Annotated in this window: 14 protein-coding genes; 9 read left to right on the top strand and 5 right to left on the bottom strand. The window is 61.3% G+C overall.

The features are described 5' to 3' along the window. Window positions 1-70: 70 nt before the first annotated feature. The 3 genes from MRBLMS1_RS28200 to MRBLMS1_RS28190 are packed head-to-tail and all read right to left on the bottom strand — an operon-like array spanning window position 71 to window position 2,233. On the bottom strand, window positions 71-1,018 hold the full coding sequence (locus MRBLMS1_RS28200) for a FecR family protein (protein ID WP_485883643.1): 948 nt from the start codon (window positions 1,016-1,018) through the stop codon (window positions 71-73). Continuing rightward, the gene (locus MRBLMS1_RS28195; RefSeq protein ID WP_034753775.1) at window positions 1,011-1,568 is read right to left on the bottom strand and encodes an RNA polymerase sigma factor; all 558 of its coding nucleotides are present in this window, start codon (window positions 1,566-1,568) and stop codon (window positions 1,011-1,013) included. The genes MRBLMS1_RS28200 and MRBLMS1_RS28195 overlap by 8 nt, the downstream gene beginning before the upstream one ends. Before the next feature lie 2 nt (window positions 1,569-1,570). Beyond that, window positions 1,571-2,233: a secretin and TonB N-terminal domain-containing protein gene (locus tag MRBLMS1_RS28190; protein ID WP_485883640.1), complete on the bottom strand. Its 663-nt coding sequence runs from the start codon at window positions 2,231-2,233 to the stop codon at window positions 1,571-1,573. Window positions 2,234-2,493: 260 nt separating this feature from the next. Between MRBLMS1_RS28190 and MRBLMS1_RS28185 the strand changes: the two genes are divergently transcribed. From MRBLMS1_RS28185 to MRBLMS1_RS28165, 5 genes are all read left to right on the top strand, one after another. After that, on the top strand, window positions 2,494-2,859 hold the full coding sequence (locus MRBLMS1_RS28185; protein ID WP_485883638.1) for a hypothetical protein: 366 nt from the start codon (window positions 2,494-2,496) through the stop codon (window positions 2,857-2,859). A gap of 94 nt (window positions 2,860-2,953) precedes the next feature. Then, window positions 2,954-5,302: a Tex family protein gene (locus tag MRBLMS1_RS28180; protein ID WP_046683175.1), complete on the top strand. Its 2,349-nt coding sequence runs from the start codon at window positions 2,954-2,956 to the stop codon at window positions 5,300-5,302. 4 nt (window positions 5,303-5,306) lie between these two features. Next, entirely contained in the window at window positions 5,307-5,777 is a 471-nt protein-coding gene (locus MRBLMS1_RS28175) for a GNAT family N-acetyltransferase (RefSeq protein WP_485883635.1), read from the top strand. Between the two features lie 106 nt (window positions 5,778-5,883). Next, window positions 5,884-6,195, top strand: a complete 312-nt coding sequence (gene grxD, locus MRBLMS1_RS28170; RefSeq protein WP_034753766.1) for a Grx4 family monothiol glutaredoxin — start codon at window positions 5,884-5,886, stop codon at window positions 6,193-6,195. Further along, window positions 6,188-6,802, top strand: a complete 615-nt coding sequence (locus tag MRBLMS1_RS28165) for a UbiX family flavin prenyltransferase (protein WP_046683173.1) — start codon at window positions 6,188-6,190, stop codon at window positions 6,800-6,802. The genes grxD and MRBLMS1_RS28165 overlap by 8 nt, the downstream gene beginning before the upstream one ends. 151 nt (window positions 6,803-6,953) lie before the next feature. On the opposite strand, the gene MRBLMS1_RS28160 is transcribed toward MRBLMS1_RS28165, so the two are convergent. Both MRBLMS1_RS28160 and MRBLMS1_RS28155 read right to left on the bottom strand, forming a co-directional pair. Next, a complete protein-coding gene (locus MRBLMS1_RS28160; protein WP_139092041.1) occupies window positions 6,954-7,280 on the bottom strand; it encodes a hypothetical protein in 327 nt (108 codons plus the stop codon). Window positions 7,281-7,369: 89 nt separating this feature from the next. Next, on the bottom strand, window positions 7,370-7,777 hold the full coding sequence (locus MRBLMS1_RS28155) for a hypothetical protein (protein WP_034753756.1): 408 nt from the start codon (window positions 7,775-7,777) through the stop codon (window positions 7,370-7,372). 712 nt (window positions 7,778-8,489) lie between these two features. On the opposite strand from MRBLMS1_RS28155, the gene MRBLMS1_RS28150 reads away from it, so the two are divergent. The 4 genes from MRBLMS1_RS28150 to MRBLMS1_RS28135 all read left to right on the top strand — a co-directional run bounded on the left by MRBLMS1_RS28150 (window position 8,490) and on the right by MRBLMS1_RS28135 (window position 13,262). Next, window positions 8,490-8,894, top strand: coding sequence for a MerR family transcriptional regulator (locus MRBLMS1_RS28150; protein WP_034753754.1), 405 nt, complete (start codon window positions 8,490-8,492; stop codon window positions 8,892-8,894). Window positions 8,895-9,031: 137 nt separating this feature from the next. Next, a complete protein-coding gene (locus MRBLMS1_RS28145) occupies window positions 9,032-10,216 on the top strand; it encodes an isovaleryl-CoA dehydrogenase (RefSeq protein ID WP_034753750.1) in 1,185 nt (394 codons plus the stop codon). Window positions 10,217-10,269: 53 nt separating this feature from the next. Continuing rightward, on the top strand, window positions 10,270-12,069 hold the full coding sequence (aceK, locus tag MRBLMS1_RS28140) for a bifunctional isocitrate dehydrogenase kinase/phosphatase (protein ID WP_485883632.1): 1,800 nt from the start codon (window positions 10,270-10,272) through the stop codon (window positions 12,067-12,069). Next, window positions 12,066-13,262 (top strand): acetyl-CoA C-acyltransferase, encoded by a 1,197-nt coding sequence (locus MRBLMS1_RS28135; RefSeq protein WP_331778953.1) that lies wholly within the window; start codon window positions 12,066-12,068, stop codon window positions 13,260-13,262. Before aceK ends, MRBLMS1_RS28135 begins: the two co-directional genes overlap by 4 nt. Window positions 13,263-13,338: the final 76 nt, after the last annotated feature.

Below are 13,338 nucleotides of genomic sequence, written 5' to 3'. Positions count from 1 at the left end.
TTGACAGGGAACAAGGTCCGGGACTGCAAAAGGTCATGAAAATGTCATAATTGGCGCCAGGCCTTTGCGCTCAACCAAACAGCACGATACCGCCCGGCAAACGCGTCACGCGTGCGCCATACGCATCCTGGATCAGGGCGATCACGTCGTCGAGGCGGTCGAGCGAAAAGCTCGCTTGCACGCGCGCGTGTTTCAAGGCGTCGCCATTGAGGATCAGCTTGCCGGGACGGTAGCGGTTCACCTCGTCCACCACCTCGGCCAGGGTGCTTTGTTTGAAGACCAGCAGGCGCTGGCGCCACGCGCTGACGTCGCCCCTGGCCACGGCGCGGGCGATGCCAAAATGCTCGGGCCGGTAACGCAGCTGCTGGCCGGCCGCCAGTTCCGCATCGTTGCCGGCTTGCGCCACGCGCAGGCGGCCCGCCAGACACGTCACGCACACTTCCTGGCCGAACAGGCGGATATTGAAACGCGCGCTGCCGGCCGATACCGTGCCATCGCCCGCCTGCACACGCACGCTGGCCGCGCCGCGCAAGCCGGCCTGGAATTCCGCTTCACCGGCCAGCAACACCAGCGACGCGGCGCCGTCCTGCACGGGCGCCGCGTCGAGGCGCGTCTGCGTATTCATCTGCACCAGCACGCCGCCATCGAGCGCCACTTCGCGCTGCTCGCCCGTGCCCGTGGCGTAGTCGGCGGCCAGCCCCGCCACGGCCGGCCACAGGTCCGTGGGCGGGCGCAGCACCAGCAAGCCCAGCGAAGCAGCGACGGCGCCGCCGAGCCAGGCGCGCCGCGCCACGTTGACAGGCGCCTGCGCCCGCTTGACGGCGCGCGCGGCCGGCGCCATGGCGCCCCACACGGCGCGCGCTTCGGCAAACGCCGTCGCATGCCTGCGGCTGCGCGCGCACCAGTGACGGAACACTTGCGCGTCGCGCTCGCTGACCTGGCCCGAGGCCAGGCGCACGACCCACGCCTGCGCTTCCTTCTGGATGACACCCATGTCGTCTTCCGTTTGTTCAATCATGATGTTTAGACGTTTTTCCCGCGCCAGGACCGAAGCGCTGGATGAAATCGCGTCCCATGCGTTCGCAGCAATGTTCGAGCCCGGCGCGCAATTCCTTCTCCACCGTGCGGGCGGAAATGCCGAAGCGTTCGGCGATGTCGCGGTGCGGCAACTGGTCGACGCGGGCGGCGATGACGATGGCGCGCCGGCGTTTCGGCAACTCCTGCAAGGCCCGTTCCAGTTCTTCCAGTTCGGCGCGCGCGCTGAAGGTGCGGGCCGGGTCGGCCAGCTCATCGGCCATCTCGTACAGGTCGTCGATATCGGGCAGGCTGAGCAGGCGCGCATTGTCGCGGCGTTGATCTTCCGCAATGTTGATGGCGATGCGCATCAGGTAGGCGGACGGGTAGCTGATCGCCTCGGGCGCCGTCATCCGCTCCACCCGCAGATACGTTTCATGCAGCGCGTCATTGGCCAGGTCTTCCGAGCCCAGGCGGCGCTGCAAATGGCGGCGAAACTGTCCGTAGCGTTCCAGGAACAGCTTGCGCAAAGTGGCTTTCAGTAAATCCGACATGGTCAGGGCACCCCAGGCAAGAGGTAGGGTGCGCAATCGGCATCCGGGTCGGGCCGCGGCGTCAGTAAAATCGTCAGCGGCTGCGGCAAGCCCGCCGGCGGCGCGCCATCCATCAGCAGGCTGCGCAGGCGCTGCAGCACGGCGCGGTCGCGCTGTTCCACGCCGCTCGGTTCAAGCACGTGCACGGCGCGCACCTTGCCCCGCTCGTCGAGCCACAGCTGGAAGGCCAGGCGGTAGCGGCCGAAGGCGTCCGGATGCAAACGACACAGGGCGCGCGTGAGCGAGCGCTGCAGGACGGCCGCATAGCCTTGCAATGGTGCGGTGGCGGGGGCAGCTTCGGCCGGCACGGGCGCCGGCGCCACGGATGCATCGGCCAGCGCCAGCAAGGTGAACGCATTGCTGCCGCTGAAGCGCGCGCCCAGCTGGGTGCCCGCCAGCAAACGCTGCAGCGCTTCGGCAGGCGTGTAGTCGCCGCGCACGGGCGCCGCCACCCTGCCGGCCGCCAACTGGCTGCTGACGAGCACGGAATACCCGGTCACTTCGCCAAACGCCACCAGGGCCGCGTCGAGCGGCTGGGCGGGCAAGTCGAAGCGCAGGGTTGCGTGCGCGGCGGCATCAGCACCGTCCGCGCCCGCAGCCGGCCGCACGAATGTCATCAACGTCATCAATGTCATCAGCAAGCAGGCGGACAGGGCATTGCCCTTTGCGGCGCGGCGGTGGCTTAGTGTCATTTTCCAGGGGACGCAACGAAAAGTCCTGCTCATGAAGTGTCTTGACTGCAATAGTTCAAGCAGAATGGCAAGATGGTAGCTTCGTAAAATGACAACTGCATGACATGGCACCGGCCCACATCCCGGCCTGTGTCATCGCCGCGACACATGACTTTGCTATGCTGAACGCTGATTCCACCGTTCCGGGAGCCGCCATGGCACGCCTGTTCTTGACTGTTTTATTCGCTTGCGCCGCCCTGCCCGCGCAGGCGGACGAGCACACCGTCGTCGTGAAGGCCGCCGCACCGGATAAGGGCTGCGTGGAAGTGGAAGTCAATGGCCAGCGCGCGCAATCGATGTCATGCTTGAATGAAAAATTATTGCCAAATAGCAACACCATGAACCGGCAGCCGCCCACCCTGTCCGGCGCGGAAGCCGTCATGCAGCGCCCGTCGAACCAGCTGGGCCTGTACAACCGTGCCGCCCTCGAACACCGCATGGGCAATGCCTTTGGCAAGTCCGTCACGCCGCAGCGCCCGAGCACGCCACCACCCGCGAGCCCGCTGCTGCCGCCACGTTGACCTTGTTGTCAACGCACAGTCCATTTGCGCTGTCAAGATTGCGCAATCGCGCCGATTGCGTATCATTCCAGGCTTGATCGCTCTGGAAACAACCATGCTGCCCACTATCGAACAACGCCTTGCCCTTGAACTTGCCGCCAAACCGGTGCAGGTTGCCGCCGCCATCGAACTGCTCGACGAAGGCGCCACCGTGCCCTTCATCGCCCGTTACCGCAAGGAAGCGACCGGCGGCCTCGACGATATCCAGCTGCGCCTGCTGGAAGAGCGCCTGCGCTACCTGCGCGAGCTGGAAGAGCGGCGCGCCGCCATCGTGGCGTCGATCACGGAACAGAACAAGATGACGCCCGAACTGCTGGACGCCGTCATGCACGCGGAAGACAAGACACGCCTGGAAGACCTGTATTTGCCGTACAAACAGAAGCGCCGCACGAAGGCGCAGATCGCCATCGAAGCGGGCCTGATGCCGCTGGCCGACGGCTTGCTGGAGAACCCGGAACTGACGCCGGAAACGGAAGCGGGCAAGTTCCTGCGCGACGCGTTTACTAGTGCCGACGGCAACAACCCGGGCGTGCTTGACACCAAGGCGGCCCTCGACGGCGCGCGCCAGATCCTGATGGAACGTTTCGCCGAAGATGCGACCCTGCTGCAAACCTTACGCGAATACGTGCAGGAACACGGCATCGTGGAATCGAAAGTGGTGGAAGGCAAGCAGGACGAAGGCGAAAAATTCGCCGATTATTTCGATTACTCGGAAACCATTTCCACAGTCCCTTCGCACCGCGCGCTGGCGCTGTTGCGCGGCCGCCGCGAAGGCATCCTCGACGTCACCTTGCGCCTGGATACGGAAGCGGAAAAACCGAAATGGGATGCGCCGCACAATCCGTGCGAAGGCCGCATCGCCGCCCGTTTCGGCATCAAGCAACAAGGCCGCCCGGCCGACAAATGGCTGGCGGACACGGCGCGCTGGACCTGGCGCGTGAAAAGCTTCATGCATTTGGAAACGGAACTGATGGGCGCGCTGCGCGAACGCTCGGAACTCGACGCGATCAACGTCTTTGCCACCAATCTGAAGGCGCTGCTGCTGGCCGCGCCGGCCGGCCAGCGCGCCACCATGGGCCTCGATCCTGGCCTGCGCACGGGCGTAAAGGTCGCTGTCGTTGATGCCACCGGTAAAGTGGTCGACACGGCCGTGATCTACCCGCACCAGCCGAAGAACGACTGGGACGGTTCGCTGCACACCCTGGGCCGCCTGGCCGCCAAGCACAATGTGTCCTTGATTTCGATTGGCAATGGCACGGCGTCGCGCGAGACCGATAAACTGGCGCAGGACCTGATCAAGCAGCATCCGGAAGCGAAGATGACGAAGATCGTCGTCTCGGAAGCGGGCGCGTCGGTATATTCGGCGTCCGAGTTCGCCTCGAAAGAATTGCCGGACATGGATGTGTCGCTGCGCGGTGCCGTCTCGATCGCGCGCCGCCTGCAAGACCCGCTGGCCGAACTGGTGAAAATCGACCCGAAATCGATCGGCGTGGGCCAGTACCAGCATGACGTGAGCCAAAGCCAGCTGGCCCGCTCGCTCGATGCCGTGGTGGAAGATTGCGTGAATGCCGTCGGCGTGGATGTCAATACGGCATCCGCTCCCCTGCTGGCGCGCGTGTCCGGCCTGTCGGCCAGCGTGGCGCAAAGCATCGTCACCTACCGCGACATGAAGGGCGCGTTCACTTCGCGCGCAGCCCTGAAAGCCGTGCCGCGCCTGGGCGATAAAACATACGAACAGGCAGCCGGCTTCCTGCGCGTGATGGGCGGTGAGAATCCGCTGGACGCCTCGGCCGTCCACCCGGAATCGTACCCGCTGGTGGAAAAAATCCTGGCGGACATCAAGAAGGATATCAAGGCCGTCATCGGCGAAACCGCCTTGCTGAAAACCTTGAGCCCGGCAAAGTACGCGGATGAAACGTTTGGCGTGCCGACCATTTCCGATATCTTGAAGGAACTGGAAAAGCCGGGCCGCGACCCGCGTCCGGAGTTCACCACCGCCACCTTCAAGGAAGGCGTGGAAGAAATCCGCGACTTGCGCCCGGACATGATTCTTGAAGGCGTGGTCACCAACGTGGCCGCCTTTGGCGCCTTTGTCGATATCGGCGTGCATCAGGATGGCCTCGTGCACATCTCGGCCCTGTCGAACACGTTTGTGAAAGATCCGCACACGGTGGTCAAGGCTGGCCAGGTCGTGCGCGTGAAAGTGTTGGAAGTCGATGAAAAGCGCAAGCGCATCGCGCTGACCATGCGTTTGACGGACAGCGCGCCGCAAGCGGGCAGCAAGCCCGAGCAGCGTGGCGACCGCAACGACCGCCGCAGCATGGCGCAGCACCAGTCGCAATCGCGCAACGCGCCCGAGCCGGCCGGCAGCATGGCCGCCGCGTTCGCCAAGCTGCGCGGCTAAGTCCATGGCCGCCAGGCATGATTTCGTCATCCTGGCGGTGGACGCCGCCAGCGTGGAGGCGCAGCTGCTGCTCGACGCATTGTCGGACGCGCTGATGCGCATCAATGGCGACAGTGGCCGTTCTTCCTTCGATGTCGAAGCGGCAACGCCGCGCGGCGGCTTTTACCTGGCCCGCGATGCGGCTGGAGAACTGCTGGGCTGCGCCGCCCTGCGTCCGCTGGGCGAAGCGGACAGCGCCATAGGCGAACTCAAGCGTATGTATGCGCGCCCGGGTTCCGCTGGCGTGGGCGCGGCCCTGCTGGCCCATGTCGAGGCGCAGGCGCGCCAGCATGGCTACCAGGCCCTGCACCTGTCCACGCGCGTGGCGAATACCCGCGCCGTGGCGTTTTATGCCAAACACGGCTATGCACCCGTCATTGCTTGGGGCAAATACGTGGGCGCGGCACAATCGACCTGCCTGGGCAAGACCTTATAAGCGTCAACGTGGCTGACTTGCCCAATTTATGACTTGAGCGCATACCCGTGCCGGCGTTTTCTTATAAAATGACGGCATCTATTTATTTACCCCATCAGAGGCAGCTATGAGCGACGTACAAACCTGGATCAAAGAAACCGTGACGAACACGCCAGTCGTGCTGTTCATGAAGGGCACCGCCCAGTTCCCGCAGTGCGGCTTTTCCGGCCGCGCCATCCAGATCCTGAAAGCGTGCGGCGTGGAAAACATCGCCACTGTCAACGTGCTGGATGACCCGGAAGTTCGCCAGGGCATCAAGGATTACTCGAACTGGCCAACCATTCCACAGCTGTATGTCAAAGGCGAGTTCATCGGTGGTTCCGATATCATGAATGAAATGTTTGAATCGGGCGAACTGAAGTCCCTGCTGGATGCCTGATAGCCAAACGCAGCGGCCGCGCCGTATCGTCGTGGCCATCACGGGCGCCACGGGCGCCGTGTATGGCTTGCGGCTGCTGCAATTGCTGGGCGCCACTCCCGGCGTCGAGACGCATCTGGTCTTGTCGGATGCGGCCGTATTGACCCTGCACCAGGAAACGGGCGTGGGGCGCAAGGAAATCGAAGCGCAGGCGCACGTGGTGCACAAGCTGCGCGACATCGGCGCCTCTATCGCCAGCGGCTCGTTTCAATCGGATGGCATGGTCGTCGCACCGTGCTCGATGAAGACCCTGGCGGCCGTCGCGCATGGCTTGTCGGATAATTTGATCACGCGGGCAGCCGATGTCGTGCTCAAGGAGCGCCGCCGCCTGATCCTGATGGTGCGCGAAACGCCGTTCAACCTGGCGCACCTGCGCAATATGACGGCCGTGACCGAAATGGGCGGCATCATCTTCCCGCCCTTACCGAGCTTCTATCACCACCCGCAAAGCATTGCGGAGATGGTCGACCATACGGTGGCGCGCGTCATCGACCTGCTCGGCATCGAGCACAGCCTGGCGCCGCGGTGGAATGGTCTCAAGTCTGCAAGCGACACCCCTATTCTGTAGTTGGCGTCACGATGTAACTCTGGCGTCACGATGCCTGACAAAAGCGTAGCGAGCGGAAGGAAGAGGTGGTCGAGAAGCGCAACCGTACTCTAGTACGGTGAGCATCGCAGGCCGCCTATGCCGACGCGCAGTAGCTTTGGTCAGGCATTCCTCATCTCTTGTCGAATTGATGGGCACTTGCCTGCTTCAAATCCCTGGCTTCTTCAACCATCCTGCGGTGGGCGATCCGTTTGCGCATCACTTCCGCATGTTGCGCGGCAGTCATGGGGGGCACGGTCATCAAGTCCTTCAGCTGCGCGGTATTGCTGTAGTTACTTTTCATAAGACGGCTCAAATGCTCGGCTCCGTAGTGGATGAACTGGCTGCTTCTGATGTGATTATGCGCTGGTATTGGCCGCTGCGCCGCCGCACGCGGGATTATTGTCAAATAATTCCGCTGCAGCGCAACATGCGAGGTCTTATTGTGCGGCAAAATCATGTCTCCAGTATGACCTTGCGCAAATAAAAGGACAGGGGGAGCACCGCCAGCGAAAGGCGGACGGCGCCGGCCGGGGAGGGCCTGGATGCTTACTTTTGGTAGTTGACGCGGACCAGCATGCGAATAAATTCTCGCGCGATTTGACGATGATGTTCATCTAATCTTTGCAAATCGGCAATCAATTTCACATCGGCGGACTCAAATCGCGACAAAGCGCTGCCCGCTTCGCCATTCGGCGTGGCGCTTTCCGGGCCGCCAAAACGCAACCATTCCGCCGGAACGCCCAACCATTGGGCAATCATGCGCAATTTCTCTTGCGTCGGAATTGCTTCACCTACTAACCATTTCCTAGCTGCATGCACGGTAATCGGGCGCCCGTCGAAACGGATATTGAATTCCCGGGCCAGTCTGGTCGGGCTGTCTGGAGAATAATGGGCGTTTTTGAGAGCCAACTGAAGTCGCTGGCTGAAGCTTTCGCGTTCGTTAGAAGAATTCATAGGTGTACTATTTCATGTTGTAACATGAAAGTCAGTTTCTTGAATGACCATACAGATTGTTACATTTGAAAAGAGCATCAATTAACAATTAACACTCCGGCCGGGCTTTTCAGGTCAAAAAGTGGGCCGAATTTTCTCTTGCGATTCTGCGTGGCTTCGGGTCAAATTCGCGGCTAGCCTTGATTTTCGCACTGCAGCACGATTCAAAGCCTCGGTTTGGCATTACAACGTACGGTATCGGATAATGCCCTCCTCTACCGATACATGCAATGCCCATGTCATACAATTTCTTGTAGACAAAGTTTTCAGAAGGGCCATTTTGTTTCCAATATAGAAACGACATCAACAACGTGCTCATGGTGAAACGTTGTTTTTTGACCGTGCCTATTGGAAAGAATCTGCGCCTAAAAATTCTACTGCCATCGCAGCGAAAAGAATGTCGCCGTTATGCCAGGAAAGCTCTTTTTGGTGTCATCTTGGCCACCAACTCTCGATCTTAAGCGCGTTTGTGCGAGAAGAATCAATTTATTTTCAGTAATTGTTGCCTGATTCGCCAAATTCTCCCGTTCATGCCTTCTTTTTTCTTTGTTGCAGCACGGGCAGGGCACGCTACAATAGTATTGACGTTGACGTAAACGGCACTTTGCCACCCATTGCCTCTCAACACTCTTCCAGCGACCGACCACCCATGCAACCGACACCGCCCGCACCCATGACGACCTATACGATTACCGAACTGGCGCGGGAATTCGACATCACGGCGCGCGCCATCCGTTTCTATGAAGACCAGGGCTTGCTCAGCCCGAAACGCGAAGGCGCTGGCGGACGCAGCCGCGTCTACACACCGCGCGACCGCACCCGCTTGAAACTGACCCTGCGCGGCAAGCGCCTGGGCCTGGCATTGTCGGAGATCAAGAGCTTGGTCGATATGTACGAGTCGCCGAAGGACACGCGCGCGCAGATGGACCGCTTCCTCGGCGTGCTGGCGCAGCACCGGCAGACCCTGGAGCAGCAACGCATCGATATCGAAATGGCGCTGGCGGAAATCAGTGCGCATGAAGACGCCTGCGCGCGCATGCTGGCGGACTTGAACCTTGACAAGGCGCAAACAAACTAAATCGATGCGGCGGCGCTTGCCACGCACAGCGCTTTACACGCCTCACTTTACGTTTACGTAAACGTCACAACTGAGTATCATAGCTTCACTGACCCGGCACCCATGACCGCCACACTTATAACGACGACGAGGACGACATGCTCCATCTCCCAGGCTTGACCTTTGACCACGGCGACGACATCGCCTCCTTGCGCGAAGCGATCCAACAATTTGCCGCCGCCGAAATCGCGCCGCGCGCGGCCGAAATCGACCGTACGGACCAGTTCCCCATGGACCTGTGGCGCAAGATGGGCGACATGGGCTTGCTCGGCATCACCGTCAGCGAAGAATACGGCGGCGCCGGCATGGGCTACCTGGCGCATATCATCGCCATGGAAGAGATTTCGCGCGCCTCGGCTTCCGTCGGCCTGTCCTACGGCGCCCACTCGAACCTGTGCGTCAACCAGATCAAGCGCAACGGCACGGCCGAGCAAAAAGCCAAATACCTGCCGAAACTGATCACGGGCGAACACATCGGCGCCCTGGCCATGTCGGAACCGAACGCGGGCTCGGACGTCGTCAGCATGAAGCTGCGCGCCGACTTCAAAGGCGACCGCTGGGTCTTGAACGGCACCAAGATGTGGATCACCAACGGCCCCGACGCGGACGTGCTGGTGGTGTACGCGAAAAACGACCTGGAAGCGGGTCCGCGCGGCATGACGGCTTTCCTGATCGAAAAGAATTTCAAGGGCTTTTCCATCGCGCAAAAGCTCGACAAGCTGGGCATGCGCGGCTCGCACACGGGCGAACTGGTGTTCCAGGATTGCGAAGTGCCGGCCGAAAACGTGCTGGGCGGCCTGGGCAAGGGCGTCAACGTGCTGATGTCGGGCCTCGATTTCGAGCGCACCGTGCTGTCCGGCGGCCCGCTGGGCATCATGCAGGCTTGCATGGATCTGGTCGTACCTTACGTGCATGACCGCAAGCAATTCGGCCAGGCCATCGGTGAATTCCAGTTGATGCAAGGTAAGCTGGCCGATATGTATTCGACCATGATGGCGTGCAAGGCCTATGTCTACGCCGTGGGCCAGGCCTGCGACCGCGCCACCACGCCGGAAGCCGTGCGCCAGTTGCGCAAGGATGCGGCCGGCGCCATTCTGTATAGTGCGGAGAAGGCCACCTGGATGGCGGGCGAAGCGATCCAGGCCCTGGGCGGCAACGGCTACATCAACGAGTATCCGGCCGGCCGCCTGTGGCGCGATGCCAAGCTGTATGAAATCGGCGCCGGGACCAGCGAAATCCGCCGCATGCTGATAGGCCGCGAACTGTTTGCGGAAACCAAGTAAGCACGGGCGCGCGACGATCGACTGGGTGATGAGCCATTTATGCGAGCACAGACATGACGCAAATTGCCTTCCCCAAATTGCTCTCTTCCCAGATTGCATTCGATATCGCGCGCACCATCCGCGACGGCTTCGACAAGCATTACCGCTTGTTCCGCGAAACAAGCCAGCAAGCCAAGCAGTATTTCGAGCAAGGCGCCTGGGCCGCGGCGCAGACGGCGGCCCGCGAACGCATCGATTATTATGACAAGCGCGTGCAGGAATGCGTGCAGATGCTCGAAGATGAGTACGAAGAGTCGGAGTTGAGCGACGAAGTGTGGCGCGAACTCAAGTTGCACTACATCGGCATGCTGACGGAGCACAAGCAGCCGGAACTGGCGGAAACCTTCTTCAATTCCGTCTGTTGCAACATCCTGCACCGCACGTATTTCAATAACGACTATATTTTCGTGCGCCCCGTCGTTTCCACCGAATACATCGAAACGCAGGATCCCGCCCCCACCTACCGCGTGTACTACCCGGGCCAGGATGGCTTGCGCCACACCCTGACGCGCATGGTGAGCAACTTCCAACTGGACTGCGCATTTGCCAACCTCGAGCGTGACGTGGCCCAGGTGGAAGCGCGGCTGCAGCAGCTGTTCGGCGGCGACCGGATCGAGCCGAACCACCAGATCCAGGTCTTGACCAGTTTGTTCTACCGCAACAAGGGTGCCTATCTGGTCGGCAAGGGCATCAACGGCAACCGCGAATATCCGTTCGTCGTGCCCATCCTGCACAACCGCCACGGCAAGCTCGTGCTGGACACGGTGCTGTTCGAGCACCAGCAGATCGCCGTGCTGTTTTCATTTACCCGCGCGTATTTCCTGGTCGATATGGAAGTGCCGTCGGCCTATGTGCAATTCCTGCGCAGCTTGCTGCCGCGCAAACCGCGCAGCGAAATCTATACGATATTGGGTTTGCAAAAACAGGGCAAGACCTTGTTTTACCGCGACTACCTGCAGCATCTGAAACACTCGTCAGACCACTTCGAAAGCGCGCCCGGCATCCGCGGCCTCGTGATGCTGGTGTTTGCCCTGCCCTCGTTTCCGTATGTTTTCAAGGTCATCAAGGATTTTTTCCCGCCGCCCAAGGAAACCACGCGCGCGCAAGTCCAGCAAAAGTATTTGCTGGTAAAACACCACGACCGGGTGGGCCGCATGGCCGACACGCTCGAGTATTCCAACGTGGCCTTTCCCCGCGCCCGTTTTGCCGAGGAATTGCTGGCCGAGCTGAAACAGTTCGCCCCCTCGCTGATCGAAGAAGACCACGAGCAGATCATCATCCGCCACCTGTACATCGAGCGGCGCATGGTGCCGCTGAACATGTGGCTGAGCAATGCCGAAAAGGAAGGCCGCGATGACCTGGTCGAACACGCCATCGTCGAGTACGGCAACGCCATCAAGGAATTGGTGGCGGCGAATATTTTCCCGGGCGACATGCTGTATAAAAACTTTGGCGTGACCCGTCATCAGCGCGTCGTTTTTTACGATTACGATGAAATCGAGTACATCACCGATTGCCAGTTCCGCGTCATCCCCGAGGCGCGCACGGAGGAGGAAGAAATGTCGGCCGAACCGTGGTATCCCATCGGCAAGCACGACGTGTTTCCCGAACAATTCGGCACCTTCCTGCTGGGCAATCCCCGCATCCGCCGCTATTTCATGCAGCACCATGCCGACCTGCTGACGGCGCAATATTGGCAGGCGCGCAAGCAGCGCATCGAAGACGGCCATATCGAGGACGTCTTCCCGTATCCGCAGCACCTACGTTTTTGTATGCAGTCACCCTCCCCACCCTTAACCGGAGATCCAACATGAATGATCCAGTCGTAATCGTCGGTGCCGCGCGCACCCCCATGGGCGCCTTCCAGGGCGACTTTGCCAACGTCACCGCCAGCGACCTGGGCGCCGTGGCCATCCGCGCCGCCGTCGAACGGGCCGGCGTGGCGCCGGACGCCGTTGAACACGTGTATTTCGGCAATTGCCTGATGGCAGGCCAAGGCCAGGCGCCCGCGCGCCAAGCCTTGCGCAAGGCCGGCTTGCCCGATTCCACGGGCGCCGTGACCCTGTCGAAAATGTGCGGCTCGGCCATGCAGACGACCATGTTCGCGCATGACACCTTGCTGGCCGGCAGCGCCGACGTGGTGGTGGCGGGCGGCATGGAATCGATGACCAACGCCCCTTACCTGGTGCCGAAGGCGCGCGGCGGCTACCGTATCGGCCATGGCATGATCTATGACCACATGATGATGGATGGCCTGGAAGACGCCTACAGCCGCGATGAAAAGGGCAATGCCCGCTCGATGGGCACGTTTGCCGAAGAGTGCGCCAGCCAGTACCACTTCACGCGCGAAGCGCAGGATGCGTTCGCCATCGAATCCGTGAAGCGCGCGCAGGCGGCCACCAAGGATGGCAGTTTCGAGTGGGAAATCGCACCCGTGACCGTTTCCGGTCGCGGCGGCGACACCATCGTCAGCATCGATGAAGGCCCGCAAAAAGCCCGCCTGGAAAAAATTCCGACCTTGAAAGCGGCGTTCAAGAAGGATGGCACGATCACGGCCGCCTCGTCTTCATCGATCAACGATGGCGCGGCAGCCCTGGTGCTGATGCGCGAATCGACGGCGAAAAAACTCGGCTGCACCGTCATCGCGAAAATCCACGGCCACGCCACGCATGCGCAGGCGCCGAACGAATTCACCACGGCCCCCATCGGCGCGGTGAAAAAGCTGTACGCCAAGACGGGCTGGAGCAGCAGCAATGTCGATTTATTCGAGATCAATGAAGCGTTCGCGGCCGTGCCGATGGCCGCAATGCACGACCTCGACATTCCGCACAGCAAGATCAACATCCACGGCGGCGCGTGCGCGCTGGGCCACCCGATCGGCGCCTCGGGCGCGCGCATCATCGTCACCCTGCTGGGTGCCTTGAAAAAAACCGGCGGCAAGCGCGGCGTGGCGGCCCTGTGCATCGGCGGCGGCGAAGCGACGGCGATGGCAATCGAACTGGTATAAGCTGCTCTGTTGACGACAGGCGCGCGCGGCGTAGTCACGTACGCTGCGCGCCTTTTCATTGATTACTCAGGGAGAA

This window comes from Massilia sp. LMS1-1-1.1, from assembly GCF_040815535.1.
GTDB classification, from domain to species: Bacteria; Pseudomonadota; Gammaproteobacteria; order Burkholderiales; family Burkholderiaceae_D; genus Janthinobacterium; species Janthinobacterium aestuarii.
The sequence above is the reverse complement of the archived record's forward strand: the minus strand, read 5'-3'. Positions and strand labels throughout refer to the sequence as shown.

Coding starts and splice junctions, on each gene's coding strand:
- MRBLMS1_RS28200 (WP_485883643.1), bottom strand. CDS start 1,018: ATGATTGAACAAACGGAAGACGACATGGGTGTCATCCAGAAGGAAGCG.
- MRBLMS1_RS28195 (WP_034753775.1), bottom strand. CDS start 1,568: ATGTCGGATTTACTGAAAGCCACTTTGCGCAAGCTGTTCCTGGAACGC.
- MRBLMS1_RS28190 (WP_485883640.1), bottom strand. CDS start 2,233: ATGACGTTGATGACATTCGTGCGGCCGGCTGCGGGCGCGGACGGTGCT.
- MRBLMS1_RS28185 (WP_485883638.1), top strand. CDS start 2,494: ATGGCACGCCTGTTCTTGACTGTTTTATTCGCTTGCGCCGCCCTGCCC.
- MRBLMS1_RS28180 (WP_046683175.1), top strand. CDS start 2,954: ATGCTGCCCACTATCGAACAACGCCTTGCCCTTGAACTTGCCGCCAAA.
- MRBLMS1_RS28175 (WP_485883635.1), top strand. CDS start 5,307: ATGGCCGCCAGGCATGATTTCGTCATCCTGGCGGTGGACGCCGCCAGC.
- grxD (WP_034753766.1), top strand. CDS start 5,884: ATGAGCGACGTACAAACCTGGATCAAAGAAACCGTGACGAACACGCCA.
- MRBLMS1_RS28165 (WP_046683173.1), top strand. CDS start 6,188: ATGCCTGATAGCCAAACGCAGCGGCCGCGCCGTATCGTCGTGGCCATC.
- MRBLMS1_RS28160 (WP_139092041.1), bottom strand. CDS start 7,280: ATGATTTTGCCGCACAATAAGACCTCGCATGTTGCGCTGCAGCGGAAT.
- MRBLMS1_RS28155 (WP_034753756.1), bottom strand. CDS start 7,777: ATGAATTCTTCTAACGAACGCGAAAGCTTCAGCCAGCGACTTCAGTTG.
- MRBLMS1_RS28150 (WP_034753754.1), top strand. CDS start 8,490: ATGACGACCTATACGATTACCGAACTGGCGCGGGAATTCGACATCACG.
- MRBLMS1_RS28145 (WP_034753750.1), top strand. CDS start 9,032: ATGCTCCATCTCCCAGGCTTGACCTTTGACCACGGCGACGACATCGCC.
- aceK (WP_485883632.1), top strand. CDS start 10,270: ATGACGCAAATTGCCTTCCCCAAATTGCTCTCTTCCCAGATTGCATTC.
- MRBLMS1_RS28135 (WP_331778953.1), top strand. CDS start 12,066: ATGAATGATCCAGTCGTAATCGTCGGTGCCGCGCGCACCCCCATGGGC.